Annotated in this window: 22 protein-coding genes; 18 read left to right on the top strand and 4 right to left on the bottom strand. The window is 63.6% G+C overall.

All coding sequences use genetic code 11. The features are described 5' to 3' along the window. Positions 1–106: 106 nt before the first annotated feature. Positions 107–3,349, bottom strand: a complete 3,243-nt coding sequence (locus EAH73_RS21065) for a PD40 domain-containing protein (protein ID WP_140469413.1) — start codon at positions 3,347–3,349, stop codon at positions 107–109. A gap of 43 nt (positions 3,350–3,392) precedes the next feature. After that, complete coding sequence (locus EAH73_RS21060; protein ID WP_140469412.1) at positions 3,393–4,493, bottom strand: NAD(P)/FAD-dependent oxidoreductase; 1,101 nt, start codon at positions 4,491–4,493, stop codon at positions 3,393–3,395. A gap of 117 nt (positions 4,494–4,610) precedes the next feature. Here EAH73_RS21060 and EAH73_RS21055 point away from each other — a divergent pair, with 117 nt between their 5' ends. From EAH73_RS21055 to EAH73_RS21035, 5 genes are all read left to right on the top strand, one after another. Next, on the top strand, positions 4,611–5,252 hold the full coding sequence (locus EAH73_RS21055) for an MBL fold metallo-hydrolase (RefSeq protein WP_140469411.1): 642 nt from the start codon (positions 4,611–4,613) through the stop codon (positions 5,250–5,252). Between the two features lie 59 nt (positions 5,253–5,311). Further along, positions 5,312–6,022, top strand: coding sequence for a CDP-alcohol phosphatidyltransferase family protein (locus EAH73_RS21050; protein ID WP_140469410.1), 711 nt, complete (start codon positions 5,312–5,314; stop codon positions 6,020–6,022). Positions 6,023–6,151: 129 nt separating this feature from the next. Next, entirely contained in the window at positions 6,152–10,153 is a 4,002-nt protein-coding gene (gene porU, locus EAH73_RS21045; RefSeq protein ID WP_140469409.1) for a type IX secretion system sortase PorU, read from the top strand. 55 nt (positions 10,154–10,208) lie between these two features. Continuing rightward, complete coding sequence (gene porV / locus EAH73_RS21040; protein ID WP_140469408.1) at positions 10,209–11,429, top strand: type IX secretion system outer membrane channel protein PorV; 1,221 nt, start codon at positions 10,209–10,211, stop codon at positions 11,427–11,429. 213 nt (positions 11,430–11,642) lie between these two features. Next, positions 11,643–12,911, top strand: coding sequence for a M16 family metallopeptidase (locus tag EAH73_RS21035; protein WP_140469407.1), 1,269 nt, complete (start codon positions 11,643–11,645; stop codon positions 12,909–12,911). Positions 12,912–12,989: 78 nt separating this feature from the next. Here EAH73_RS21035 and EAH73_RS21030 read toward each other — a convergent pair whose 3' ends face one another. Together EAH73_RS21030 and EAH73_RS21025 are read right to left on the bottom strand one after the other, a co-directional pair. Then, positions 12,990–14,360, bottom strand: a complete 1,371-nt coding sequence (locus EAH73_RS21030) for an NAD(P)/FAD-dependent oxidoreductase (protein ID WP_140469406.1) — start codon at positions 14,358–14,360, stop codon at positions 12,990–12,992. A gap of 108 nt (positions 14,361–14,468) precedes the next feature. After that, the gene (locus EAH73_RS21025; RefSeq protein ID WP_140469405.1) at positions 14,469–15,161 is read right to left on the bottom strand and encodes a carboxypeptidase-like regulatory domain-containing protein; all 693 of its coding nucleotides are present in this window, start codon (positions 15,159–15,161) and stop codon (positions 14,469–14,471) included. A gap of 102 nt (positions 15,162–15,263) precedes the next feature. Between EAH73_RS21025 and EAH73_RS21020 the strand changes: the two genes are divergently transcribed. The 13 genes from EAH73_RS21020 to EAH73_RS20960 all read left to right on the top strand — a co-directional run bounded on the left by EAH73_RS21020 (position 15,264) and on the right by EAH73_RS20960 (position 26,410). Continuing rightward, entirely contained in the window at positions 15,264–15,671 is a 408-nt protein-coding gene (locus EAH73_RS21020; protein ID WP_140469404.1) for an ArsR/SmtB family transcription factor, read from the top strand. 24 nt (positions 15,672–15,695) lie between these two features. After that, entirely contained in the window at positions 15,696–16,019 is a 324-nt protein-coding gene (locus tag EAH73_RS21015; protein WP_140469403.1) for a (2Fe-2S) ferredoxin domain-containing protein, read from the top strand. An 11-nt stretch (positions 16,020–16,030) separates the two neighbouring features. Continuing rightward, positions 16,031–16,720 carry a YjjG family noncanonical pyrimidine nucleotidase gene (locus tag EAH73_RS21010; protein ID WP_140469402.1) on the top strand — a complete coding sequence of 230 codons (690 nt, stop codon included), beginning with the start codon at positions 16,031–16,033 and terminating at the stop codon, positions 16,718–16,720. A 66-nt stretch (positions 16,721–16,786) separates the two neighbouring features. After that, on the top strand, positions 16,787–18,451 hold the full coding sequence (gene pruA, locus EAH73_RS21005; protein WP_140469401.1) for an L-glutamate gamma-semialdehyde dehydrogenase: 1,665 nt from the start codon (positions 16,787–16,789) through the stop codon (positions 18,449–18,451). Between the two features lie 263 nt (positions 18,452–18,714). Beyond that, positions 18,715–19,107: an NADH-quinone oxidoreductase subunit A gene (locus EAH73_RS21000; RefSeq protein WP_140469400.1), complete on the top strand. Its 393-nt coding sequence runs from the start codon at positions 18,715–18,717 to the stop codon at positions 19,105–19,107. A gap of 77 nt (positions 19,108–19,184) precedes the next feature. Next, positions 19,185–19,739 carry an NADH-quinone oxidoreductase subunit B gene (locus EAH73_RS20995; protein ID WP_140469399.1) on the top strand — a complete coding sequence of 185 codons (555 nt, stop codon included), beginning with the start codon at positions 19,185–19,187 and terminating at the stop codon, positions 19,737–19,739. Positions 19,740–19,747: 8 nt separating this feature from the next. Continuing rightward, on the top strand, positions 19,748–20,308 hold the full coding sequence (locus EAH73_RS20990) for an NADH-quinone oxidoreductase subunit C (RefSeq protein ID WP_140469398.1): 561 nt from the start codon (positions 19,748–19,750) through the stop codon (positions 20,306–20,308). An 18-nt stretch (positions 20,309–20,326) separates the two neighbouring features. Then, complete coding sequence (locus tag EAH73_RS20985; RefSeq protein ID WP_140469397.1) at positions 20,327–21,589, top strand: NADH-quinone oxidoreductase subunit D; 1,263 nt, start codon at positions 20,327–20,329, stop codon at positions 21,587–21,589. Between the two features lie 22 nt (positions 21,590–21,611). Next, entirely contained in the window at positions 21,612–22,181 is a 570-nt protein-coding gene (nuoE, locus tag EAH73_RS20980; RefSeq protein ID WP_140469396.1) for a complex I 24 kDa subunit family protein, read from the top strand. Between the two features lie 38 nt (positions 22,182–22,219). Next, positions 22,220–23,560 (top strand): NADH-quinone oxidoreductase subunit NuoF, encoded by a 1,341-nt coding sequence (gene nuoF, locus EAH73_RS20975; RefSeq protein ID WP_140469395.1) that lies wholly within the window; start codon positions 22,220–22,222, stop codon positions 23,558–23,560. Between the two features lie 60 nt (positions 23,561–23,620). Next, the gene (locus tag EAH73_RS20970; RefSeq protein WP_140469394.1) at positions 23,621–24,637 is read left to right on the top strand and encodes a 2Fe-2S iron-sulfur cluster-binding protein; all 1,017 of its coding nucleotides are present in this window, start codon (positions 23,621–23,623) and stop codon (positions 24,635–24,637) included. 79 nt (positions 24,638–24,716) lie between these two features. Then, positions 24,717–25,811: an NADH-quinone oxidoreductase subunit NuoH gene (nuoH, locus tag EAH73_RS20965; protein ID WP_140469393.1), complete on the top strand. Its 1,095-nt coding sequence runs from the start codon at positions 24,717–24,719 to the stop codon at positions 25,809–25,811. Between the two features lie 32 nt (positions 25,812–25,843). Then, a complete protein-coding gene (locus tag EAH73_RS20960; protein WP_068228495.1) occupies positions 25,844–26,410 on the top strand; it encodes a NuoI/complex I 23 kDa subunit family protein in 567 nt (188 codons plus the stop codon). Positions 26,411–26,431 lie beyond the last annotated feature (21 nt).

The raw sequence follows: 26,431 nt of genomic DNA, 5'->3' as shown, positions 1-26,431 counted from the left end.
AGGGTGCCGCCCGGGGACCCGGGTAGCGCAGTGCCGCTAACAGAAAGGGCCCCACCGAAGAATTGGTGGGGCCCTTTGGCCAAATTGTTCGGTAGCGGGCGGTGCCCTAGAAGTCGTAGCCCAGCGTTAGGTAGAACTTAGGCGGATTGGTGGTGTAGTTTTCGCGGCCCCAGGCCACGTCGCCCTTGCCGTAGAAGCCGAAGAGCGTGGTGCGCACGCCCACCCCGTAGCCCACCAGCAGCGGGTTGCTGAAGTTGGTGACGGTGCCCGAGAACGGGTTGCCGTTGCCGCCGAAGGGCACGGTGTTGTTGGAGTTGTCCACCGTGAGGGGGTTGCCGCCCGAGTAGGCCGTGCCCGCGTCCACGAAGCCCGTGAACTGGAGGTTGCGCAGGAAGGCTGAATAGATGGGCCGCCGCGACAGGTACTGCACAATGGGTACGCGCAACTCACTGTTCAGCAACAAGTAGCGCGAGCCAATGCGGGTGCTGTAGTCGAAGCCCCGCAGGTTGGTCACAAACTGCTGGTTGAAGATTTGGCTGGGGTCGGGCACCGCCACGTTGGGCTGGAACAGCACCCGGTCGTCCTTGTAGTTTGGGAAGAACCAGTTGTCCATGCCGCCCAGGCGGAAGTACTGGGTGTTGGGCCCGAAGAACTGCCCGTAGCTGGCCCGGTTGGCCCAAATGATGGAGCGGTGCACCTTCTGGTAATGGCGCAGGTCCACGGTGAGCTTGCCGAAGTTGAGGGCCGCGTTGTTGATGCCCCGCAGCTGCTGCACGGCCACCTTCATGCGGGTGCCGCGCAGCATGTTCACGCCGGTGGCAATGGAGTTATCAAACACCAGCTCGGCCTTGTAGCCCGCATAGTTCTGGTTGTTGTCCAGGGCATTGGAGAAGCTGTTGGACAGGGTGCGGTTGAGGTTTTCGTAACGCGGCCCGGCGCGCAGGCTCAAGTTGTGGGTGAGCGGGTAGGCAAACGTGATGGCCGCCTCGTGCCGCCCGTAGCGGAAGCGGCTACCGTCTTGCAAGTCAAAGAAATACGCTTGCTTCTGGTAGGCAATCGTCCAGTCGACGCGGTGGGTAAGGTTGGTGTAGGAGGCGTTGATATTACTGGTGCGCAGGTCGAAGAGCCCAAACAGGCCAGCGTCGATGCGCTGGTTTTCCAGCAAGTCGTTCAGGTGGGCCCGGAACTGCAGGCCGATGCCCAGCAGCGGGTCCCACTTTAGCGAGGTTGTGATGTTGTCGGCCATGAACCGCGTGTCGTAGCGGTAGGGCCCCGTCACTTGGGGCACTTCGGGCAGCACCTTGTTCACGGGGCGGCGGGCGGCCGGGCGGGCCACGGGCCGCACCGGCTCGTCTTCCTCAAACACGTAGTTGTCGGTATTTACCGTTTCGCTGCCCTTGCGGCGGGCGCGGCGCGGGCCGGGGGCCCCAGCGGTATCGGCCGCGGCGGCGGTGGCGGGGCGGGCGGCCTTGGGGGCCCCGGCCACGGGAGCCGCCGAGCGGTCTTCGAGGGTTTTCTGGCGGGCGGTTTTGGTGGCGGGCAGGGCCGCGGGCAGCTCAAACGTGGGATAGGCGTAGAGCACGTCGCGGGCCTGCGCGGGGGCCACCATGGCCAGGGCAGTGGTGGTGGGGCTGTAGTCGAAGTCGTTGATGTTGGGCAGGAAGCTCGTCAGCCGGTCGCGCTGCTTGGTCGAGAGCGTGTAGCGGTAGAGGCCGCGCACGCCGCTCTCTTCGCCCAGGTACAGAATCTGGTCGTCGGACAGGGCCCGGGGGCGGGTTTCGTTGGAAATGGTGCTGGCCAGGATTTCCACCGGCCGGGTGCGCCCGTCGAGGTGGTAGAGGAACAGGTCGAAGTTGTTCACCACGTTGGGGAACGTGGCCGGCCGCGACTGGCCCAGCGAATCGAGGTAGCGGTTCGAGCTGAAGGCGATGCTCTTGCCGTCGGGCATGAACACCGGCTGCGCGTCGTCGAACAAGTCGTTGGTGAGCTGCTCGGCCTGGCGGCTGCCGGCCCGTAGCACGTACAAGTCGTTCTGACCGCCGCGCACAGCACTGAACACCAAGGCTTTGCCATCGGCCGAATAGTTCATGCTCAGCACCTGGTCGTAGGCGCTGAACACCGAGGCCGGCCGCCGGAACGTCACCAGCGTGCGCAGGCGGTCGAGCATGTTGTTGCCGGTGGCGTCGCGCAGGTGCAGCGTCATGGTGCCCTGGGCCATTTCGGCCACGGCCACCTGGGTATTGCCGCGCCAGGCCAGCACGGGCAGGCGGTTTTCTACTTGCTGGTCGGGGGTTTTGTAGCCGCCGCGGGCCACGGTGTTGCGGTGGCTGCCGTCGCGGCGGGCCACCACCACGCGGTAGCGGCCCAGCTCGTTCACGGCGTAGGCCAGCTGCTGGCCGTTGGGGCTGAACACCGGCTGCGAATAGATGGTGGCCCGGCGGTTGCGCCCGCCAATCTGAAACTTGGCGTCGGGCAGGGCCAGGGCAGCGGTGGCCGGCTGCGCGTTCAGGGCCCTATAGTAGGCCAGCCAATCGCGCATGAACACTTTATACGGCACGTTCAGCGACGAGCTGATGCCCACCTCCGCGTCGCGCGTGATGCGGGTCAGGTTCAGGATGTTCTGGAGGCTGGTGTAGCCGTAGCGCTCGGCAATGTAGTTCCAGATGCTGTGGCCCGAGAGGCGCGGGTCGCGGATGAAGAACGGGGCCGTGCGGTTGCCGCTGGGGTAGAGCCGCGTCATGTCGCGCATGTAGCCGTCCATGTCCACGCTCCAGCCCTCGGCAGCATAGGCCGCGGCCCCGCTGATGAACCAGTCGGGCAGTTGCAGCAAGTAGCTGCTTTGCAGCACTTCGCGCAGCGAGCCGCCGTACATCATGTCGTTGAGCAGCACCTGCGTGAGCTGGAAGCTGATTTCGCGCTTAAAGTCGGTTTGCAGGCCGGTGAAGGCGATTTGCACCTTGCTCATGCGGGCCAGGGGCGCATCGCCGCCGGCCACGGTCTCGGGGTTGGGGTCGAGGCCCACGTTGCTCTGCCGCAGGTCGCCCACCGAGTTGTAGAGCATGATGGTGGTTTTGGCATAGGGGTAGTACCCGATGAGGGCCGTGACGCGCTGGAGCTCCTTCTCGGCGTAGTCCACGGCGCGGCGGGCGGCGGCTTCGTTGCCGTCGTAAAACATCACCGTGAAGTTCTGGGTGGCGTACTGCTGCCAGTGGAAGTCGCGGTACTGAATCCGCACCCGCCCGAATTGCTCCTGCGCCGTTTGGGCGCGCGCCGGGGCCCCTGCGGCCAACAAAAACAGCAGTGCGCACGCGCCCCGCACCGCCTTCCTCACCAAAGTAATGTTTGTCATAGTCAGCGAACGAACAAAGGCGGAAAATAGTCCGCCGTAGAAGCTAAAATTCCGGGGCCAGCGCGGGTGCCGGCCACAGGGCCCCGTAGCGGGCCAGGCTCACTTCGGGCCAAAGGTCGGCCTGGCCCGCCAGCCAGTCGGCCATCAGCGCCGCCAGCCGCGGGGCCAGCACCACGCCCTTCGAGCCGTAGCCCCCGCAGAAGCTGAGGCCCGGCACCGCGGGGTGGGGCCCCAGCAGCGGCTTGCGGTCGCGCACGGCAGGCCGCACCCCCGCCCGCTGCCCCACCACGGCAAACGGCGCATCGGTGAGGGCCCCCAGGCGGGTTTCCAGCTCGGCGCGGCCGTCGGCCGTGGGGCCCTCGGCAAACGGCGGCCAGCGGTAGGTGGCCCCCACGCGGAAGCGCCCCGCCCCCAGCGGCACCACGTAGGCGCCCCGGTTGAGCACCTGCTGGGGCCCCAGGCCCGCGCATTCCACGTCCAGCACCTCGCCTTGGTTGGGGGTGAGGGGCAGCCAGTTAAAGTACGGATTATTGACGGCTTCGGCTCCTTCGCAGCACACCACGTGGCGCGCCGCTACGGCACCGTTGTAAACAAAAGCCGGCCCCGCGCCGGCCGGGGCGCTAACGAGCCGGGCCCAGTCAAAAGTTTCGCGCCGCAGCCAGCCGGCGGCTTCGCCCGCGGCGGCCAGCGCGGCCAGTAGCTCGGCCACGGCCAGGTAGCCGCCGTGGCGCAGCCAGGCCCCGCCGTGGGGAGCCAGCACGCCGGGCAGGCCCGGGTCGTGGGTGAGGATTTCGGCCACAAAATCACCCCAAGGCTGCTTGGCGCTGCGGGCCACCAGGGCGGCCTGCTCCTCTTCCGAGCCGAACACCTTAAAGATGGGTGCGGCCGTGTAGAACGCCTGCCCCAGCCGGGCCTCCAGGGCCCTGTAATAATCCGTGGCGTAGGGAATCAGCTCGTCGGCGCGCCAGGCCAGGGCGAAGCGCCGGCCGGCCACGGGGTTGACGAGGCCGGCGGCCACGCGCGAGGCCGAATCGGGCCGGCCGGCGTCGTACACCAGCACGCGGTGGCCGCGGCGCAGCAGCTCGTCGGCCAAGGTGGCGCCCGCCAGGCCGTGGCCCACCACCAAAAAGTCGCAGTCCGTCATAGCAGCAAGGTACGGCCGGCGGGGGCAAACGCCGAAGCGCTGCCGTACTTTGCCGGGCCGTTGCGGCCGGGCCCCGGGCGGCGGCCAAGCGGCCCTTTTTTCTTCCTCGCGTTTGCCATGCTTCTCAAGACTTTCACCTTCAACGGCTTTTCCGAAAACACCTACGTCCTTACCGACGAGGCTACCCGAGCCTGCGTCATCGTGGACCCCGGCTGCTACACCGTGGCCGAGCAGGCCGAACTAAAGCAGTACATCGACGACAACCAGCTAACGGTGGCCGCCGTGCTGCTCACCCACGCCCACATCGACCACGTGCTGGGCTGCGCCTACGTGCTGCGCACCTGGCCCGGCACGCCCCTGCTCGTGCACGACCTCGACCGGCCCACGCTGGCCGCCGTGGCCAGCTACGCGGGGCCCTACGGCTTCGGTGCCTACCAAGCCGCCGAGCCCACCGGGGCCCTAACGGCGGGCGAGCCCGTGCGCTTCGGCGAAACCGAGCTGGAGGTGCGCTTCACGCCGGGCCACGCGCCGGGCCACGTGGTGTTTTACCACGCGCCCAGCGGCCAGGTGGTGGGCGGCGACGTGCTGTTTCAAAGCAGCATTGGCCGCACCGACCTGCCCGGCGGCAACCTCAAGACCCTGCTGCGCAGCATCGACACCGAGCTGCTCACGCTGCCCGACGCCACGGTGGTGCACCCCGGCCACGGCCCCAGCACCACCATCGGCGCCGAGCGGCGCGGCAACCCGTACTTAGTGTAGAAAACATTGGGGCCCCAGGCCGTCCCTGCTGAGCATTATATACAACGCGTCGTTTCCCTTTGAAAAAGCACATCCCCAACGCCCTCACCTGCCTGAACCTGCTGTGCGGCTGCGTGGCGCTGACGTTTATTTTCGCCCCGTCCGGCCCCAACCTCGTGGTGGGGGCCTACTTCGTGGGCCTGGCCGCGGTGGCCGATTTCCTGGACGGGCTGGTGGCGCGGGCCCTGCGTGTGTCCTCCCCCATCGGCAAAGACCTGGATTCGCTGGCCGACATGGTGTCGTTTGGGGTGGTGCCGGGGGCCATGCTGTTTCAATTGTTCAGAACGACCCTTGCCCCGGGGGCCCTGGTTTACCTGCCCTACGCGGCGTTCATCGTCACCATCTTCTCGGCCCTGCGGCTGGCCAAGTTCAACAACGACACCCGGCAGACCAACTCCTTCATCGGGCTGCCCACCCCGGCTTGCACGCTGGTGGTGGCCTCGCTCCCACTTATTTTGGCGGCCAATGCCGGGGCCCCTACGGCTATTAATAACTTGATTCTGAACCCCTGGGCCTTGCTGGCCCTCACGGTGCTACTCTCGGGCCTGCTGGTGGCCGAGCTGCCGCTGTTTGCCTTGAAGTTCAAGAGCTTCGGGCTGGTGGGCAACCGGCAGCGGTACTTGTTTTTGGCGCTGGCGGCGGGCCTCACGCTGTGGCTGCACGCGGCCGCCGTGCCGCTGGTGGTGCTGCTCTACGTGGGGCTGTCGGTGGTGGGGCCCCGGCGCATGTGAGGGCCGGCCGCCGCGCCACAATAAAAACAGCCTCTTTCAGTTAGGGCCCCGGCCCCGGGCCGAACCCCGCACCAGCCGCCCGTGTTGGAGCCGCACCCCGGAACCGCCCGGCCCCTTAGCCGTTACTCTATGCCGCGATTTTTTCTCTTGCTGCTGCTCGTGGGATTAGGATGGACGGCGGCGCGGGCGCAGGGCCCCGCCACGACCCACGTGGTGCTGCGCTGGGGCGGCTACGCCGAGGTGCCCAGCCGCACCGGCCGGGCGACGCAGCGGGTGCCCACCTTCGCGGGGGCCTACGCGGCGTTTGACGAGCAAATCGGAATTTTTAGCCAGCGGCTGGCCGGCGACGTGCGCCAGGGAGAGCTGCTGAACCCGGTGTACGAGGCATTTTCGGCGGCCGACGCCAAGCTACTGGACGCGGCCAAGCTGCCAGCCGCGCCGGAGGTGCAGCTCAGCGCGGGCACCGAGGCCAAGCTGCCCGTCACGCGCCTCAGCCTGCGCCCCGCCCGCCGCAACCCCCAGTCCGGCCAGCCCGAGCGGCTGGTGTCGTTCGATTTCAGCTACTCGCTGGCTGAACCCAGCGCCGCGCGCGGCGGCAGCGGCAGCACGGCCCGGGCCCACGCCGCCCACTCGGTGCTGGCCGCCGGCGAGTGGTACAAGCTGGGCGTGCCGGCCAACGGCATCTACAAAATCGACCAGGCCACGCTGAAAACACTGGGCTTCAACCCCGCCACCACCGACCCCAAGGCCCTGCGCCTCTACGGCAACGCGGCGGGCCTGCTGCCCCAGGCCAACCTGGCGTACCGGCCCGACGACCTGGTGGAAAACGCGGTGCGCTTCGTGGGCAACGCCGACAACGCATTCGACGCCGACGAATACCTGCTGTTTTACGCGCCGGGGCCCCACACCTGGTACGCCGAAAACGGCCGGTTCCGGCACCGCAACAACTTCTACTGCGACACGGCCTACTACTTCCTGACCACCCAGGCCACCGCCCGGGCCCCGCAGCGGGTGGCCACGGCGGGGGCCCCGGGCGCGGCGGCCACCCGCACCGTCAGCACGTTCGACGAGCGGGCATTTTACGAGCACGACCTAGTGAACCTGCTGCACTCGGGCCGGCAGTGGCTGGGCGAAAGCTTCTCGCCGCAATCGGTGCTGACGCGCACCATTGAGCTGCCGGCCAGTCTGCCCGACCTCGTACCCGGCTCCACAGCCCAGCTGACGCTGGCCCTAGCGGCTACCGACATCAGCGGCAGCCAGTTCCGGGCCACGCTGAACGGCGCCAACGTGGGCACCGTGGCCGTAAACCCCGTGAACGGCCAGGCCTACTACGCGGTAGCCAACGTGGCCACACCCACGCTGCCCGTGGTGCTGCCCGCTGCGCCAGCCGCCGCGCTCAGCGTGGGCCTCACGTTCAACAGCCAGTCGGGCACGGGCGTGGGCTACCTTGATTACCTGGAAATCAACGCCCAGCGCCGCCTCACGCTCAGCGGACCGGCGCTGGAATTTCGGTCGTTAGCCAGCGTGGGGCCCGGGGCCGTGACGCGCTTTGCGCTGGCCGGCACCAGCGCCGCCACCGCCGTGTGGGACGTGACCAACCCGCGCCGCGCCGTGGCGCAGGCCGTGGACGCAGCTGGCACCTTCGCGGCCACTACTGATACGCTGCGCGAGTACGTGGCTTTCCAGCCCGACGGCGCGTTTGCCAAGCCGCGGGCTTTTGGCAAAGTACCCAATCAGGATTTGCACGCCCTCGACGGCAGCTACGATTTGGTGATTGTGACCTACCCAGCCTTCCGGGCGCAGGCTAACCGGCTGGCCGACCACCGCCGCGCCCACGACGGCCTGAAGGTGGCCGTGGCCACGACCAAGGAAGTGTACAACGAGTTCGGCTCGGGCGGACAGGACGCCACGGCCATCCGCGACTTCATGAAGCAGGTGTACGATAGGGCCCCCGCGGGCAAGCTCCAGTACCTGCTGCTGTTCGGCGATGCCTCGTTCGACTACAAATCGAGCCCCTACAACGACAAAAGCCAGGAACCCACCTGGTGGGCCAGCCGGGCCCCGTTCCGCTCCGACGCCGACTTCGACCGCGCCAACCAGAACTACGTGCCCACCTACGAGTCGCGCGAGTCACTGACGGCCTTTTACGGCAGCACGGTAACCTATTCATCCGAAGACTATTACGCCCTGCTCGACGACAACGAGGGCGAGTGGCCGGAGAATCCCACCGGCACCGAGGTGCAGGACGTGGGGGTGGGCCGCCTGCCGGTGCGGGCCCCCAAAGGCCAGCCCGCCAACGCCGACAACGCCCGCCTGATGGTGGACAAGCTCATTGCCTACGACGCCCCGGCCAGCTTCGGCAAGTGGCGCAACCGCCTGTCGCTGTGGGCCGATGATGGCAACGGCGACCTATTTGTGGGCGGCGGCTCGGAGCCGTTGGCCGCTGGCATCCAGGCCAATTACCCCGCCTACAACGTGCACAAGTTGTACCTCGACCTGTACCCGCAGGTGGCGGGGGCCGCCGGCCTACGCTCGCCCGAGATGAACAAAGCGGTGGACGAGTCGTTTGAGGGCGGCTCGCTGCTGATCAACTACCTCGGCCACGGGGGCCCCACGGGCTTGTCCGACGCCCAGATTTTTACCAACGCCACGGCTTTGGCTTTGCAAAACAATGCCAAGCTGGCCTTTATGGTGACCGGTACCTGCGACCTGAGCACCTACGACAACCCCGATTTCACATCGGCTGGCGAGCAGGTACTCACCGACAACCCGAACGGCGGCGGCGCCATCGGCCTCTTCACCACCACCCGCGTGGTGGAGGCCGGCCAGAACTACGGCCTCAATTCGGCCTTCTACAACAACGTGTTTCAGCCTTTGCCCAGCGGCAAAATGCCCACCATGGGCACCGTGACCATGCTGGCCAAAAACGCCTACCCGGGCCCCGGCCAGGCCGGCGTGCTCAACAACCGCAACTACACCCTGCTCGGCGACCCCAGCATGACGCTGGCCTACCCGCGCCAGACGGTGCAAGTAGACAGCCTCAACAAGCAGTACGTGGGCGGCGGGGCCCCCACGCCCACCCTCCAGGCCCTGAGCCCCGTGCGCCTGCACGGCCGCGTGCTGAACGCCGGGGCCATAAACGCGGGCTTCAACGGCACGGCCCAGGTGACGGTGTACGACAAGCCGAGCACGGTGCTGACGCTGGGCAACAAGGCCGCGAGCAACCCCGCCGACGGTCCAAAGCCCATCCAGGTGCAGGAAAGCGTGATTTACAGCGGCCAGGCCACCGTCACCAACGGCCAGTTCAGCCTGCGCTTTGTGGTGCCGAAGGACATCAGCTACAACGTGGGCCCTGGCAAGGTGAGTCTCTATGCCTCCAGCCCCGGCGCCAACGGCGGCCAGGGCGCTGACGCCGCCGGCCGCCTGGGGGCCCCAGTGGGCGGCGCGGCCACCGGCACGGCCCGCGACACGGTGCCGCCCGCCGTGGCCCTGTTCATGGACAGCGAAACGTTCGCCTTTGGGGGCCTCACCGGGCAGACCACCACGCTGCTGGCCAACCTGAGCGACAACTCGGGCATCAACACCACTGGCGCGGGCATCGGGCACGAGATTACGGCTGTGCTCGACGGCAACGCCGCCGGCCTCACCGTGCTCAACGACGCCTACGTGGGCAAGGTCGATGACTTCCGCTCGGGGCAGGTGAAGTATTTATATAAAGACTTGGCGGTGGGGCCCCACACCCTGAAACTAAAGGCCTGGGATACCTACAACAACTCCACGGAGCGCGAAATCGAGTTTGTGGTGGCCCGCACCGAGCAGCTGGCGTTGTCGCACGTGCTCAACTACCCCAATCCGTTTGCCAGTGCTACTACGTTTCACTTTGACCAGAACCGTGAGGGCGACGACCTCGACGTGCAGGTGCAAATCTTTACCGTGGCGGGCAAGCTCGTGCGCACCCTCACGGCCACCGTCGTCAACAGCGAGCCGCACCAGAAAAGCATCAGCTGGGACGGGCGCGACGAGTTCAACGACCAGCTGGCCCGCGGCGTGTACGTGTACCGGGTGAGCGTGCGGGCCCAGCGCGACCAAGCCACCGCTTCTAAGTTTGAAAAATTGGTCATCCTCAATTAATCCAATTTAAAACGTTTTCTTTGTGGCCGATTTAGTGGCCCATCTTATTCGCTCTATGCAACTCCCTACTCTTGTTACTTCCCAGCGCCTGGCGCTGCTCGCGGCCTTACTAGGCGGTGCCACCGCGGCCCAGGCCCAGAACTACCAAAAAACCATCACCACGGCCGTGCCCATCCTCACCCTCAGCCCCGACTCGCGCTCGGCGGCGCTGGGCGAGGCCGGGGTGGCCCTCTCGCCCGATGCCAACGCGGCGTTTTACAACCCGGGCAAGCTGGGCTTCGTGCCGTACAAATACTCGGTGTCGCCGTCGTATACGCCGTGGCTGCGCAGCATCACCGACGACATGGGCCTGTCGTACCTCTCGGGCTACGCCAAGGTGGGCCAGCGCTCGGCCCTCTCGGCCTCGCTGCTGTACTTCGACCTGGGCCAGATTCAGTACCGCGACGCCAACAACATTGAGGGCGCCACCTTTAACCCCAAGGAGTACGCCCTCACCGTGTCGTACGGCCAGAAGCTGAGCGAAAACTTCGGCCTGGGCGTATCGGCCCGCTACATCCGCTCCAACCTCACCGGCGGCAGCATCCCCGACGCCCGCCCCGGCAACGCTGTGGCCGTGGACGTGGGGGCCTATTACAACAAAGACGCGAGCATCGGCACGGGCCTCTACAACCTCGCGTTTGGGGCCACCATCAGCAACATCGGCAATAAGCTGACTTATACCGACCCAATCAACGCCAGCTTCCTGCCCACCACCCTGAAGCTGGGCACGGCCATCACCCGCCAGATCGACCAGTACAATAAAATCACGCTGGCCGTCGATGTGAGCAAGCTGCTGGTGCCTTCGCCTTACTACGAAGCCAACCCCAACAACGACCCCGCCATCCGGAACCGCATTGCGGCCGAAAACAGCGCCCGCACCCAGAAGTCTATCATCAGCGCCGCGCTGGGCTCGTTCTCCGACGCGCCGGGCGGCTTCAAGGAAGAATTGCAGGAAATCAACCTCTCGGGGGGCCTGGAATACAGCTACAACGACTTGCTGTACGCCCGCGCCGGCTACTTCTACGAGAACCCCGACAAAGGCAACCGCCAGTACGCCAGCTTCGGCCTGGGCGTGCGCTACCAGGTGTTCGGCATCGACGGGGCCTACCTCGTGCCCAACTCGCAGGCCAACCCGCTCGCCCAAACCATTCGCGTGTCGCTGCACTTCAACTTCAACAAGCTGGCCGAAGCCTTCGACGGCGACTCGGGCGGCACCAGCGGCACGCCAAGCAACTAACCCCGTTTTTTTCGCGTTTTCGCGCAGATAAGGGAAGCGCCAAAAAGCCCGCCCACCCGGCCGCGGTTTTTTGGCGCTTCCCTTTTTAGTTGTCGGTTATTCGTTGTCAGTTGTTAGGGCCCCAGGGTGTACCGCCAAGCTGGGGCCCTAACAACTGACAACGAATAACCGACAACTACACGAATACCCATCTATCTCTTTCTTCCTCCCGATATGCTCGACCGTACCGTTGCCCCCCCTTTGCAGCCCCTGGCCCGCGTGGCCCTGCCCACGGCGGAGGTAATGCCCTTGCCCAACGCCGCCCGCCTGCACGTGCTGGCCAACGCGGCCCAGCCCGTGGTACGCCTGCAAGTAGTGCTGCCCGCCGGCAAAATCACCGAGCCCAAGCCCAGCCTGGCCCTGCTCACGGCCCGGATGTTGCTCGAAGGCACGGCCACCCGCACCGCCCGCCAGATTGCCGACGAAGTCGCCTTCTTCGGCGCGTCGCTCGACTGCGAGTCGGGCCCCGACCGCGCTATGCTCACGCTGTATTGCCTCACGCGGCACCTGCCCACGCTGCTGCCGCTGGTGCACGAGGTGCTCACCCAGCCCACCTTTCCGGAGCAGGAGTTGGCCCAGCTGAAAACCCGCACCGTGCAAAACGTGCAGGTGGAGCGCCGCAAGGCCAGCTACCGCGCCTCCGAGCGCTTCAACGAAAACTTGTTTGGCCCCGCCCACCCCTACGGCCAGCTGTTTGACGAAGAGGCTTTTCTGGCCCTCAGCAGCGCCGATGCGCAGGCCTTCCACCGGGCGGCCTACCCGCTGGGCGGGGCAGAAATCTTCCTGAGCGGCGACGTGGCGGAGCACCGCCAGCTGGTGGCCGACGTGCTGGGCCAGGGCCCCGCCGGGGCCCCCGCGCTGGCCCTGCCCGGGGCCCCGGCGGCGTTCCGGCCCGGGCCCGACCACGTGGTGGTGCCCGGCAGCTTGCAGGCCTCGCTGCGCATTGGGCGGCCCTGGCCCAACCCGCGCCACCCCGAAACCCACCAGCTGAACCTGCTGGTGAAGGTACTGGGCGGCTACTTCGGCTCGCGCCTAATGCGCAACATCCGCGAAGACAAGGGCCTGACCTACGGCATTTCGGCCGGCGTTACCAGCCGCGAGCAGGCCACGTCCCTCGTCATCGGCACCGACGTGAAGGGCGACAGCGCCCCGCTGGCCGTGTCCGAAATCCAGCACGAGCTGCGCCGCTTGCAGGAGGAACTGGTTCCGGCCGACGAGCTGGAAACGGTGAAAAACTACACCCTCGGCAAGTTCGCCAACGACCTATCCACGGTGTTCGAACAGGCCGATAAGTACCGCAACATCGTGCTGATGCACCTGCCTGCCGATTACTACACCCAGTTCGTGCAGCAAATCGAAGCCACCGACGCCCCCACCCTCCAGCGCCTGGCCCAGGAATACCTCTCGCCCGACGCCATGCAAGTAGTGGTGGCGGGGGCCTGAAAAGCCAGCTTGCAAACGCAAAAAAGGCCGTCACGCTATTGCAGCGCGACGGCCTTTTCTATGCACTGTGGTTTCGCTCTACGCCTCTTGAATGGCGGGGGGCCCTGGGTTGTAGTCGGCCGTGGCGGTGAGGTGCTCGGCAGTCCGCTTGCCCTGGTCGTCGCGCATGTCGCGGCGCTTGAAGGGACGGATGATGAGGCGCAGGGCCTGATCGGAGCTGAAGTAGCTGAATGCCCAGTCCACGAAGGCCACGACTTTGTTGCGGAAGCCCACCAGCGTCATCAAGTGAACAAAGAGCCAGGTGGCCCAGCCAAAAATACCGTTGAAATGGACGCCCTTAGGCAAATCCACTACCGCTTTGTTGCGGCTCACAATGGCCATCACGCCTTTGTTGGTGTACTCAAAGGGCTGGGGCGCTTCGCCTTTGGTGAGGCGCACCAGGTTTTTGGCCAGCAGCGAGGCTTGCTGCTGGGCCACGGGGGCCAGCATGGGCAGGCCCTTGGGCATGTCGGCGGTGACGAGGTTGGCCACGTCGCCAATGGCGAACACGTTGGCCAGGCCTTCCACCTGGTTCCACGGATTCACGGTCACGCGCTTATTGCGGGTCACCACGGCGTCGGGCAGGCCGGGCAGGGCTGCGCCGTTCACGCCGGCTGCCCAAATCAGGTTCTCGGTCGGGATAAACTCGGTGTCGGAATAATACGCCTTGCTGTCCTCAAACCGCTTCACCGACGTGCCAAGCCGCACTTGTACGCCCAGCTCGTCGAGGTAGCGGCTGGCGTCGGCCTGCGACGCCGGCGACATGGGCCCCAGCAGCGCCGGCCCCGCCTCGACGAGGAAAATCTGCATCTGGCCCAGGTCCAGCTCGGGGTAGTCTTTGGGCAGCACGTGCTTGCGCATCTCAGCCAGCGAGCCGCTGATTTCGACGCCCGTGGGGCCCCCGCCCACCACCACGATGTTCATCAGGGCCTGGCGCTCGACTGGATCGGCGGTGAGCAAAGCCTTCTCAAAATTCTGAAAAATGAAGCTGCGCAGGTTCAGGGCGTTCGGGATGCTCTTGATCTGCATGGCGTTGCGCTCGATGCTCTCAATACCGAAGAAATTGGTGAGCGAGCCGGTGGCCAGCACCAAATAGTCATAGCGGATTTCACCTACGCTGGTGTGCAGCGTGTTGGTAGTCGATTCGACGCCCGTGACGTCGGCCAAGCGGAAGAAGAAATTGCGCTGGCCCGAGAAAATTTTGCGTACCGGGTAGGCAATGCTGTCGGCTTCCAGGGCCCCCGTGGCCACTTGGTACAATAGGGGCTGGAAGTTGTGGTAGTTGTTGCGGTCGACCACCACCACCTGCACCGGCGCGTTGGCCAAGTCCTTGGCCAGTTGGAGGCCCCCAAAGCCGCAGCCTACAATAACGACCCGCGGCTTGTCGGAAAACGGAAGATTAGTATCCATGGCTACGGTTTAGGAATAAGCAATTGCAAATCCTTCCTGTAACCCCTAAAGCCGCCCGGGGGTTGCTGCTCAGCTTAGTAATTGGCCCTGATTCCCCCGCGGTGGCCGTTAATAATCAACGCCTTCCTTCTTCTTGAACTCGCCGCTTTTCACCTGCTTGATGAACTGAAGCCAACTGAAGGGGTTGGTGAGCGGGTTGTTGGCCTGCAGCGACTGGCCCAGGCCCATGCGCGCCTGGTAGTTCTGCTGCTGCAAGCCCATGGTTTGGCGGAAAGCTGCCGACGGGCTCATGGGCAGCGTGTTGAAAATGCGGCGCATGGTCTGCTCATTGAGGGCATCGGCCCCCGGCGTGCGGCTCTCGCTCGGGATGGCCATGGCCAGAAACGCGGCCTTGAACTCGCGCTCGGTGGCGTAGGGGAACACCCGCACTTCGGGCAGCACCGTGGCGTCTTCGCGCATCGACACAACCACCGAGTAGCTCGCCCGCTGGTAATCGGCCGGGATTTTGACTACCTCGTTGGCGTAGCCCAGCGAGCGAATCACGATGCTGTCGCCGGCCAGCACGGCCATCGAAAAGTAACCGTAGATGTTGGTGGCCGTGCCGCGGCCGGCCTTGGGCACGTACACCGTGGCCCCGGGCACGCCGAGCAGGCTGTCGCCGCTGGCCACAATGCCGGTAAACTGAATTACCTTGCGCTTGCCCTGGGCCTGGGCCCCGGGCGCGGCCAGCAGCAGCAGGAACACCGCCAGCACGGCGGCGAGCGGAAAGGAGAAACCCCGGGGGCGGCTGGTAGAGGACATGGGTGGGCGGGCTAGTAAGCAAAGATACAATGCCTAAGGCCGCCGGGGCCGTACCTTAGGATAACAGGAAACCTACGGCAGATGCCGGCTTCCAGACACTAGATGCGCTTGAAACATTTCACGGTTGCGTTCGGCCAGCAAATCTTTAAAGCCTTCGGCGACGAAAGCCGTGTGCGCATCCTGCACCTGCTATGGCGGAACCAGGAAATGGTGGTGGCCGACCTCGAGCAAGTGCTCGATTTCACCCAGACCAAAACCTCGCGCCAGCTGGCCTACCTCAAAAATGCCGGCCTGGTGAGCGTGCGCCGCCTCGACAACTGGATGTTCTACTTCCTCAAGGACGAGGCCCGCGACTTGGTGTTGCAGCTCCTCGAATTCATGGCCCGCGACCCGCAGCTGCTGCACGACCAGCGCATTTACCAAACCCTGTGGTCGAATCGGGAGTTAGCTGCTTATAAACTTCAGAACCGGCAGTGGACAGGCGGGGCCCCGCCGCCGCCGGCCCAGTAGCGGCATCCAACATTCGTTTAGTTAATGATTTACGCGCACCAGATATTCGTTTGCACCCACCAGAAAAGTGGGGTGGGCCACGACGTAGCCAAGGCCCTGAAGCACGCCATCAAGGACCAAGACTTGAAAACCGTGCGCACCGCCGACGGCGACAAACGGCGCAACGCCGTGCAGGAGTGCGACTGCCTCGACCGCTGCAAGCATTGCAAAAAAGGCAACGGCGCGGCCCTGGTGGTGTACCCCGACGGCGTGACCTACGGCGACGTGCAGCCCGCCGACTGCGCCACCATCGTACGCGAGCACTTGGGCGGCGGCCGCATCGTCACGTCGCGGCTCCTCGGCAAGTAATCTTCTTTCGCATGGCCTACCGGCACCTGTTTTTTGACCTCGACCACACGCTGTGGGACTTTGAAACCAACGCCGACGAAACGCTGGCCACGCTCTACGACCGGCATGCGCTGGCCCGCCACGGTGCCGACTTGCCCGCCTTTAAGCGCGTGTACAGCGACGTGAACCAGGCCCTCTGGCGCATGTACCAGGCCAATAAGATAACGCAGAAGCAGCTGCGCGAGGCGCGCTTCGTGCGCACGCTGGCCAAGCTGGGCGTGGCCGCGGCCGACGTGCCCCCCACCCTTTCGGCCGAGTTCACCGACCTGCTGCCCGAGAAGTCGGCCGTGTTTCCGCACACCCACGAAACGCTGGCTTACCTGCACAAAAAGTACACGCTGCACCTGATTACCAACGGCTTCGAGGACGTGCAGCACCGCAAGCTGGCCTCGTCGAACCTGGCGCAGTACTTTGACCAGGTGATTACCTCCGAGCACAGCGGCCACCTCAAGCCCGACCGGCGCATGTTTGCCCATGCCCTGCAAGCAGCCGGCGCCGGGGCCCCGGAGAGCCTGATGATCGGCGACAACCTGGAGTGCGACGTGCTGGGGGCCCACAACGCGGGCATCGACCAGGTGTACTTCAACCCCGCCAAACGCCGCCATTTTGCCCAGGTGACCTACGAAATCAGCAGCCTCGACGAGCTGCGGGCGTTTTTGTAGCCGGCCGCCGGGGCCCCGCTACCTTTGCGGCTCCCCATCCATTCGCCTTCAAACCGCCCCTTACCCATGGCCAACGGCTTTTTTAACGTTCCAACGCCCCTCAATGAGCCCGTGAAGGGCTACGCGCCCAACTCGCCCGAGCGGCTGGAGTTGATCAAGATGCTGAAGGAGCTGAAGCAGCAGGAGCGCGACCTGCCCATGCACATCGGCGGGCAGGAAGTGCGCACCGGCCGCCGCCTGCCCCTGAGCCCACCCCACGACCACCAGCACGTGCTGGCCCACTTCCACGAGGGCGACGCCGGCCACGTGACGCAGGCCATCGACGCGGCGCTGGCCGCCCGCCCGGCCTGGGCCGCCCTGGCCTGGGAGCAGCGCGCCGCCATCTTCCTCAAGGCCGCCGACCTGCTGGCGGGGCCCTACCGCGCCCGCCTCAACGCGGCCACCATGCTGGGCCAGAGCAAGAACGCCTTCCAGGCCGAGATTGACGCGGCCTGCGAGCTGATCGACTTTTTCCGCTTCAACGTGGCCTTTATGCAGGAGCTCTACGGGCAGCAGCCCAGCAGCTCGCCCGGCATGTGGAACCGCCTGGAGCACCGGCCCTTGGAGGGTTTCGTGTTCGCCCTTACGCCGTTCAACTTCACCTCCATCGCCGCCAACCTGCCCGCTTCGGCGGCCATGATGGGCAACGTGGTGGTGTGGAAACCCGCCTACCCGCAAATCTATTCGGCCCAGGTGCTGATGGAACTGTTTAAGGAAGCCGGCGTGCCCGACGGCGTCATCAACCTGATTTACGTAGACGGTCCCGTGGCCGGCGACGTGATTTTCAAGCACCGCGACTTTGCCGGCATCCATTTCACCGGCTCGACCAAGGTGTTCCAAACCATCTGGCAGGAAATTGGGCAGAACATAGCCCGCTACAAGTCTTACCCGCGCATTGTGGGCGAAACCGGCGGCAAGGACTTCATCCTGGCCCACCCCACGGCCCACGCCAAAGCCGTGGCCGTGGCCATCACCCGCGGCGCCTTCGAATACCAAGGCCAGAAGTGCTCGGCCGCCTCGCGGGTGTACCTGCCCTCCAACCTGGCCGACGAGATTTTGGGCTACGTGAAGGAAGACCTGGCCACCATTAAAATGGGTGATGTAGAGGACTTTAGCAACTTCGTGAACGCCGTCATCACCGAGGCATCGTTTGACAAGCTGGCCCGCTACATCGACGGGGCCCACGCCGACCCGGACGCCGAGGTGTTCGCCGGCGGCACCTACGACAAATCGAAGGGCTACTTTGTGGCCCCCACCGTCATCGTGGCCAAGGACCCCAAGTACGTGACGATGTGCGACGAGCTGTTCGGGCCCGTCGTGACGGTGCACGTGTACGACGCCGACCAGTTCGACGCCGCCCTCGACCTCGTGGACGGCACCTCGCCCTACGCCCTTACCGGCGCCATTTTCTCGCAAGACCGCTACGCCATCGACCTGGCCAGCCAGCGCCTGGTGAACGCGGCCGGCAACTTTTACATCAACGACAAGCCCACTGGGGCCGTAGTGGGTCAGCAGCCCTTCGGCGGGGCCCGCGCCTCGGGCACCAACGACAAGGCCGGCTCCATCCTGAACCTGCTGCGCTGGGTATCGCCCCGCACCATCAAGGAAACCTTCGTGCCCGTGACCGACTACCGCTACCCCTTCCTCGGGGCCGCCCCCCACGAAGACCTGAACCGCGACAAAGGCATCTAACCAATTAGGGCCCCGCACCAATAGCTGGTGCGGGGCCCTAATTTTTAAGCTACTCTTCGGAACCGTCCGGCTCGGGCATCAAGTGATTTATTCGGCCACGGTGTAGCGCCGGGCCCCTGATTCTGCCTGTGCCATAGTTCACGGATTTGGCCCTATAGATACTAGCCGGGGCCCCGCGGCGGCGCGCCGTTGCGCCCCAAACCCGCAGGCGCTACCTTTGCCCGCTAGCGCCTGTGCCGCGTTTTCCTTTCTCCCTGACTGTCATGTTTCTAGTTCTGCCCGCCGTCGGCTACCAGCCCTCCGACTACCTGCCCATCGTCATTCAGTTTGGCCTGGCCATTGCGTTCGTGGCCTTTGCCATGACCGCCTCGCACCTAATAGGGCCCCGGCGCAAGTCGAAGGTGAAGGACGAAGCCTTCGAGTGCGGCATCGAGAGCGTGGGCAACGCCCGCACCCCCATTTCGGTGAAGTACTTCCTCACGGCCATCCTGTTCGTGCTCTTCGACGTGGAAGTAATTTTCATGTACCCCTGGGCCGTGAACTTCCGGGCCCTGGGCACGGCCGGCTTCGTCGAGATGCTCGTGTTCATCACCCTGCTGATGGCCGGTTTCGGCTACGTCATCAAAAAGGGCATCTTACGCTGGAACGAAGCTTAATTCCCTCAAACTTTTGCGCGCCGGGCGGTGTTGGAAAAGTAGGCCCCTTGGCCTTTCCACTTGATATTTCGACGATTATGGATACCCGTGTTCCGGAAATAAAAACGGTTGAGGCCCCCGAGGGCGTGGAGGGCGCTGGCTTCTTCGCCACCTCGCTGGAGAAGGTGGTCGGCATTGCCCGCGCCAACTCGCTGTGGCCATTGCCCTTCGCTACCTCGTGCTGCGGCATCGAATTCATGGCCACCATGGGGGCCCACTACGACATTTCGCGCTTCGGGTCGGAGCGGCCCAGCTTCTCGCCCCGCCAAGCCGACCTGCTAATGGTGATGGGCACCATCGCTAAGAAGATGGCCCCCATTGTGAAACAGGTGTACGAGCAAATGGCAGAGCCCCGCTGGGTGCTAGCCATGGGCGCCTGCGCGTGCTCGGGCGGCATTTTCGATTCGTACTCGGTGCTGCAAGGCATCGACCGCATCATCCCAGTCGACGTGTACGTGCCCGGCTGCCCGCCCCGCCCCGAGCAAGTGCTCGACGGCCTGATGCGCGTGCAAGACCTGGCCAAAAACGAATCTCTTCGCCGCCGCAACTCGCCTGAGTACCAGGCCCTGTTGACGTCGTACAACATCAAGTAGGTTTCTGCATGACGCCCCAAGACCCCGCCGCCGCGCCCGAAGTCGCCGTTGCCGAAGACCCCATTAAGGTGCAGAACGCCCGCTTGCTGGCGCGCCTGCACACTTTGTTTGGTGAGGACGCTTTCACCGACGTGTCGGAGCCTTACGGCCTGCTCACGGCCACTACCACGCGGGAGCGCATCCACGGCATCATCGCCGGCTTGCAGCAGGACGAGGAAATTGCCCTGCACTTCCTAACTACCATGTGCGGCATCAACTACCCCGAGAACGTGGGCCAGGAGCTGGGCATGATTTACCACTTGCACAGCCTCACGCAAAATATTCGCTTGCGGCTCAAGATTTTCTTTCCAGTTGCCGACCCCGTGGTGCCCACGCTGAGCGATATTCACTTGTCGGCCAACTGGATGGAGCGCGAGGCCTACGATTTCTACGGCGTCATCTTTACTGGCCACCCCAATTTGATGCGCATTCTGAACGTGGAGGACATGGACTATTTCCCCATGCGTAAGGAATACCCGCTGGAAGACGGGACCCGCGAAGACAAAACCGACCTGTTTTTCGGCCGCTAGGCCCCTGATTTTTATATCATGGCAGTAAACGACACGCTGGAAGGCACCCACCACATCATCGAAGAAGCGCGCGAGCAGCAGGACAAAATCCTGATTCCCCTGCACAACGACTTCAACCAGGAGCTGACGACCCTCAACCTGGGGCCCACGCACCCGGCCACACACGGCATTTTCCAAAACATCCTGCAAATGGATGGCGAGCGGATTGTGTCGGGCGTGCCCACCATCGGCTACATCCACCGGGCGTTCGAGAAGATTGCCGAGCGCCGCCCGTTCTATCAGATTACGACCCTGACCGACCGGATGAATTATTGCTCTAGCCCCATCAACAACCTGGGCTGGCACATGACGGTGGAAAAGATGCTGGGCATCACCGTGCCCAAGCGCGCGCAGTACATGCGCGTGATTATGATGGAGTTGGCACGCATCGCCGACCACCTCATCTGTAACTCCATCCTAGGCGTGGACACGGGGGCCTTCACCGGCTTCCTGTACGTGTTTCAGGAGCGCGAGAAGATTTATGAGATTTACGAAGAGGTGTGTGGGGCCCGCCTCACCACCAACATGGGCCGCGTGGGCGGTATGGAGCGCGACTTCACGCCGGTGGCTATCGACAAGCTGCGCAAGTGGCTGAAGGAATTCCCGGCCGTGATGAAGGAATTCGAATCGATGTTCAACCGCAACCGCATCTTCATGGATCGGGTGGTGAACGTGGGGCCCATCTCGGCCGAAAAGGCGCTGAGCTACGGCTTCACAGGCCCCAACCTGCGCGCGGCGGGCGTCGATTACGACGTGCGGGTGATGAACCCGTACTCGTCGTACGAGGATTTTGAGTTCGACGTACCGGTGGGCACTAACGGCGACACTTACGACCGGTTCATGGTGCGCAACGAAGAGATTTGGCAGAGCCTGCGCATCATCAACCAGGCGCTCGACAAGTTGCCCGAGGGCCCCTACCACGCCGATGCCCCGCACTATTATCTGCCCCCCAAGCAGGAAGTGTACAAGAACATGGAGGCCCTTATTTACCACTTCAAAATCGTGATGGGCGAAATCGACGCCCCCGTGGGTGAGGTGTACCACTCAGTGGAAGGCGGCAACGGCGAGCTGGGCTTTTACTTGGTATCGGACGGTGGGCGCACACCCTATCGGCTGCACTTCCGCCGCCCGTGCTTCATTTATTACCAAGCCTACCCGGAGATGGCCGTGGGCACCACACTCTCCGACGCCATCGTGATTCTGTCGTCGATGAACGTGATTGCCGGTGAGCTGGACGCTTAGTTTCTGATTGATTTTGATTGACATGGCCCCTACCACTGCCCCCTCCAAGCTGCAATTCTCGCCCGCCGGGCAGACGGAAATTAAGCGCCTGCTTACCCACTACCCGGCCGAACGCAGCAAATCGGTGCTGCTACCGGTGCTGCACATTGCGCAGGCCGAGTTTGGCGGCTGGGTGAGCCCCGAAGTGCAGGACTTGGTGGCCGAAACCTTGGGCATCCGCCCCATTGAGGTGTACGAGGTTGCTACTTTCTACACCATGTACAACCTCAAGCCCGTGGGCAAGCACGTGCTGGAAATTTGCCGCACGGGGCCCTGCATGCTGCGCGGCTCCGATGAGCTGACGGCCAACCTGGAGCGCATCACCGGCGCTAAGGTGGGCGAAACATCGCCAGATGGCAACTTCACACTGAAGGAAGTAGAATGCCTCGCCGCCTGCGGTTTTGCTCCCGTGGTGCAAGTGCGTGAGCAGTATTATGAAAGCCTCGACACCCCCGAAGCCGTGGACGCCATGCTCAACGACCTGCGTGCCCAGATCCACCGGCCTATTTTGCCGTGGGAAATGCTGGGCGAGGTACACTCGCAGCAGCAATAATTTACCAGATTCGTCGCCCGCTATCCGCATTTAATCCTATGGGACGCAAGCTCTTAACCGAACACGTTAACGTTGAAGGCATCGAAACCTTTGAGGTGTACCGCAAGCACGGCGGCTACCGCGCCGTGGAAAAGGCCCTGAAAACCATGACCCCAGACGAGGTGGTGGACGAGGTGAAGAAATCCGGCCTGCGCGGCCGCGGTGGCGCCGGCTTCCCCACGGGCCTCAAGTGGAGCTTTCTGGCCAAGCCAGAGGGTGTACCGCGCTACCTCGTCTGCAACGCCGACGAATCGGAACCCGGCACCTTCAAGGACCGATACCTGATGTCGAAGCTACCGCACCTGCTCATCGAGGGCATGATTGCGGGCAGCTACGCCCTGGGGGCCCGGACGAGCTACATCTACATCCGCGGCGAGTTGCTGTACGTGCTACGCATCCTAGAGAAGGCCATTGCCGAGGCATACGCAGCCGGCTTCCTGGGGGAAAATATCCTGGGCTCGGGTTATTCGCTTGATTTGCACGTGCACCCCGGCGCCGGCGCCTACATCTGCGGCGAGGAAACTGCGCTGCTGGAATCGCTGGAAGGCAAACGCGGCAACCCACGCAACAAGCCACCATTTCCGGCCGTGCAGGGCCTCTACGCCCGCCCCACGGTGGTTAACAACGTGGAGAGCATTGCCACGGTGGTTCCGATCCTCAACTTGGGTGGTGATGAATACGCCAAGATTGGCGTGGGCAAAAGCACGGGCACCAAGCTGTTTTCGGCCTGCGGCCACCTCAATAAGCCCGGCATCTATGAGCTGGAATTGGGCGTGCCGGTGGAGGAATTTATTTACTCTGATGAGTACTGCGGCGGTATCTGGAAGGGCCGCGAGCTCAAGGCTGTAGTCGCTGGTGGCTCATCGGTACCCATCCTACCCAAAGAGCTAATCCTGAAAACTGCGGCTGGTGAGAACCGTCTGATGACTTATGAGTCGCTCAGCGATGGTGGCTTTGTGACGGGCACCATGCTGGGCTCGGGCGGCTTTGTTGCGATGGACGAAACAACGTGCATTGTAAAGAATACCTGGAATTTCTCGCGCTTCTACCACCACGAAAGCTGCGGCCAGTGCTCGCCTTGCCGCGAAGGCACCGGCTGGATGGAGAAAGTACTCCACCGCCTCGAGCACGGCCATGGCTCGATGCACGACATCGACCTGGTGGTGAGCGTAGCCAAGCAGATTGAGGGCAACACCATTTGCCCCCTGGGCGAGGCCGCGGCTTGGCCGGTGGCCGCCGCCGTGCGCCACTTCCGCGACGAATTTGAGTGGCACGTGAAGCACCCGCATGAGGCCACCCGTCCGGGGGCCGTGTACCAGGGCGCGGGTGTGCTGGCCTAAAGTAAAACCACTGGGCTGGCCGCAGGGCCCCCAGTAGCTACCGTTTCAACTTGATATCCAATGGCTAAAATTACGTTCGACGGCATTGAAGTGGAAGTGCCCGATGGCACCACCATCCTCAACGCGGCCCGCAAAATTGGGGGCGGGGTGGTGCCGCCCGCCATGTGCTACTACACGCCGCTGAAAGGCAGCGGCGGCAAGTGCCGCGCCTGCTTAGTGCGCGTAGCAGCCGGCTCTACCAAAGACCCGCGCCCCATGCCCAAGCTGGTGGCCTCGTGCATCACGCCAGTGCAAGACGGCATGGTGGTAGAAAATACTACTAGCCAGCAGGTACTCGATGTCCGCAAGGGCATCGTGGAGATGCTACTCATCAACCACCCCCTCGACTGCCCAGTGTGCGACCAGGCCGGCGAGTGTGACTTGCAAAACTTTGCCTTCGAGCACGGCGTGAGCACCACGCGCTACGAAGAAGAGCGCCGCACATTTGAGAAGATTGACATCGGGCCCTATGTGCAGTTGCACATGACGCGCTGCATTCTATGCTACCGCTGCGTGTACACCGCCGACCAGCTCACCGACGGCCGCGTGCACGGCGTACTGGGCCGTGGCGACGCCTCGGAAATCGGCACCTACATCGATAAGGTTATCGATAACGACTTCAGCGGCAACGTCATCGACGTGTGCCCTGTGGGCGCCCTAACTGACAAGACGTTCCGCTTCAAGCAGCGCGTGTGGTTCACCAAGCCCATGAACGCGCACCGCGAATGCAGCCACGAGAAGTGCAACGGCCACGTTACGCTTTGGTACAAAGGCAAAGACGTGATGCGCGTAACGGCCCGCAAGGATGAGTACGGCGAAGTGAAGGAGTGGATTTGCAACGAGTGCCGCTTCGACAAGAAGGAAACGACCGATTGGATTCTGGAGGGTCCCGCACACGTCGACCGCTCGTCGGTTATCTCGCAGGGCCACTACGAGCTGCCCGTGGTCAACCCACAAATCATTGCCGACCTGCCCGAGAGCACCATCCGCGACCTTCAGCAAAACCCACCGCTGAAACTGGGCGGCTTGAATGGCTAAGCCACTGGCTATTGGCTAATGTCTTTTCCTGAAATAAAACGCTAACAGCCAACAGCTATTAGCCAACAGCTAAAACAACATGACTTTCGAAACCCTGGGCTGGCAAGGCCTCGTCATCCTGGTTGTCTTCGGCCTCTCGCTGCTGATTGCCACGTACTGCACCTACGCCGAGCGCGTGATTGCCGCCTTCATGCAAGACCGGGTGGGCCCCGACCGCGCGGGCCCCTACGGCCTGGCCCAGCCCTTGGCCGACGCCGTAAAAATGTTCACGAAGGAAGAATTCTTCCCCGGTGGGGCTAGCAAAACATTGTTCACTTTGGGGCCCTGCTTGGCGATGACCACGGCCCTGATGTCGTCGGCGGTGATTCCCTTTGGCAATGCCATGAAGTTTGGTGATACATCGGTGCATTTGCAGGGCATCGAAGTCAACGTGGGCATGCTCTATATATTCGGCGTTGTGTCGCTGGGTGTGTACGGCGTCATGATTGGCGGCTGGGCTTCGAACAACAAATTTTCCTTGCTGGGCGCCATCCGCGCTGCTTCGCAAAACATTAGCTACGAGTTAGCGATGGGCTTGGCGCTTATTGCTGTATTGATGATTTCAGGCACGCTGTCGCTGCGCGAAATCACGCTGCAACAAACCAACCCGGGTGCCTGGCACTTCGGCGACATTTTCGCCTGGAATGTGTTCAAGCAACCCATCGGCTTCATCATTTTTCTCGTTTGTGCCTTTGCCGAAACCAACCGCACGCCTTTTGACCTACCCGAGTGCGAAACCGAATTGGTGGGCGGCTACCACACCGAATACAGCTCCATGAAGCTGGGCCTGTACTTATTCTCGGAGTACATCAACATTTTGGTGGTTACGGCCGTGATGAGCGTGTTGTATTTTGGTGGGTTTAACTATCCGTTTCAGTACGAGTTTCTCGATTTTCTGAGCAATAAAGCTGGTCTCTCGGCCGATTGGGCGCACAACATATTTGTGCTCATGGGTGTGGTGGCCATGTTCATGAAGATCTTCATGGGCATCTTCTTTTTCATGTGGGTGCGCTGGACGCTGCCGCGCTTCCGCTACGACCAGCTGATGCGTTTGGGCTGGACGATCCTCATCCCCCTTGCCATCTTCAACATCCTGCTCACGGGTGGCCTGATTACGACCGGCATCATCAAGTAGGGCCCCGTAATTCTCGTTTCTTTCTTCGACCTATGCAATCCCTCAGCAACCGCGCTAAAATTCTGGAAAAGAAGCCGATGACGCTCGCCGAGCGGGCTTACCTGCCGGCTATTTTCCAAGGCCTGAGCATCACGCTGCGCCACTTCTTCACAAAGAAGGCCACCATCCGCTACCCTGAGGAGACGCGGCCGTTCTCGCCCGTATTCCGGGGCCTGCACGTGCTCAAGCGCGACGAGCAGGGCCGCGAGCGGTGCACGGCCTGCGGCCTGTGCGCCGTGGCCTGCCCTGCCGAGGCCATCACGATGGTAGCCGGCGAGCGCAAAAAGGGTGAGCAAAACCTCTACCGCGAGGAGAAATACGCCGTCAGCTACGAAATCAATATGTTGCGCTGCATCTTCTGCGGCCTCTGCGAAGAGGCTTGTCCGAAGGCTGCCGTGTACCTCCAGGCCGATAAGATGGCGCCGCCGCGCTTCGAGCGTGACGAGTTCATTTACGGCAAAGACCGGCTTGTGGAGCCCGTGTCGCCGGATACCCGCTCGAAGCGCGGCATCCAGCTCACGGCCGAGCAGGCCGACAAATTGCGCACCCAACTGGCCTAGGGCCCCCATCCTTCCTTACGC

The organism is Hymenobacter nivis (genome assembly GCF_006439025.1).
Classification (GTDB): Bacteria; Bacteroidota; Bacteroidia; order Cytophagales; family Hymenobacteraceae; genus Hymenobacter; species Hymenobacter nivis_A.
This window is presented reverse-complemented; position numbering and strand designations above follow the sequence as displayed.

Bases quoted from the DNA above. Each gene is read 5' to 3' on its own strand.
- EAH73_RS21065 (WP_140469413.1), bottom strand. From the start codon at position 3,349: ATGACAAACATTACTTTGGTGAGGAAGGCGGTGCGGGGCGCGTGCGCA.
- EAH73_RS21060 (WP_140469412.1), bottom strand. From the start codon at position 4,493: ATGACGGACTGCGACTTTTTGGTGGTGGGCCACGGCCTGGCGGGCGCC.
- EAH73_RS21055 (WP_140469411.1), top strand. From the start codon at position 4,611: ATGCTTCTCAAGACTTTCACCTTCAACGGCTTTTCCGAAAACACCTAC.
- porU (WP_140469409.1), top strand. From the start codon at position 6,152: ATGCCGCGATTTTTTCTCTTGCTGCTGCTCGTGGGATTAGGATGGACG.
- porV (WP_140469408.1), top strand. From the start codon at position 10,209: ATGCAACTCCCTACTCTTGTTACTTCCCAGCGCCTGGCGCTGCTCGCG.
- EAH73_RS21035 (WP_140469407.1), top strand. From the start codon at position 11,643: ATGCTCGACCGTACCGTTGCCCCCCCTTTGCAGCCCCTGGCCCGCGTG.
- EAH73_RS21030 (WP_140469406.1), bottom strand. From the start codon at position 14,360: ATGGATACTAATCTTCCGTTTTCCGACAAGCCGCGGGTCGTTATTGTA.
- EAH73_RS21025 (WP_140469405.1), bottom strand. From the start codon at position 15,161: ATGTCCTCTACCAGCCGCCCCCGGGGTTTCTCCTTTCCGCTCGCCGCC.
- EAH73_RS21020 (WP_140469404.1), top strand. From the start codon at position 15,264: ATGCGCTTGAAACATTTCACGGTTGCGTTCGGCCAGCAAATCTTTAAA.
- EAH73_RS21015 (WP_140469403.1), top strand. From the start codon at position 15,696: ATGATTTACGCGCACCAGATATTCGTTTGCACCCACCAGAAAAGTGGG.
- EAH73_RS21010 (WP_140469402.1), top strand. From the start codon at position 16,031: ATGGCCTACCGGCACCTGTTTTTTGACCTCGACCACACGCTGTGGGAC.
- pruA (WP_140469401.1), top strand. From the start codon at position 16,787: ATGGCCAACGGCTTTTTTAACGTTCCAACGCCCCTCAATGAGCCCGTG.
- EAH73_RS21000 (WP_140469400.1), top strand. From the start codon at position 18,715: ATGTTTCTAGTTCTGCCCGCCGTCGGCTACCAGCCCTCCGACTACCTG.
- EAH73_RS20995 (WP_140469399.1), top strand. From the start codon at position 19,185: ATGGATACCCGTGTTCCGGAAATAAAAACGGTTGAGGCCCCCGAGGGC.
- EAH73_RS20990 (WP_140469398.1), top strand. From the start codon at position 19,748: ATGACGCCCCAAGACCCCGCCGCCGCGCCCGAAGTCGCCGTTGCCGAA.
- EAH73_RS20985 (WP_140469397.1), top strand. From the start codon at position 20,327: ATGGCAGTAAACGACACGCTGGAAGGCACCCACCACATCATCGAAGAA.
- nuoE (WP_140469396.1), top strand. From the start codon at position 21,612: ATGGCCCCTACCACTGCCCCCTCCAAGCTGCAATTCTCGCCCGCCGGG.
- nuoF (WP_140469395.1), top strand. From the start codon at position 22,220: ATGGGACGCAAGCTCTTAACCGAACACGTTAACGTTGAAGGCATCGAA.
- EAH73_RS20970 (WP_140469394.1), top strand. From the start codon at position 23,621: ATGGCTAAAATTACGTTCGACGGCATTGAAGTGGAAGTGCCCGATGGC.
- nuoH (WP_140469393.1), top strand. From the start codon at position 24,717: ATGACTTTCGAAACCCTGGGCTGGCAAGGCCTCGTCATCCTGGTTGTC.
- EAH73_RS20960 (WP_068228495.1), top strand. From the start codon at position 25,844: ATGCAATCCCTCAGCAACCGCGCTAAAATTCTGGAAAAGAAGCCGATG.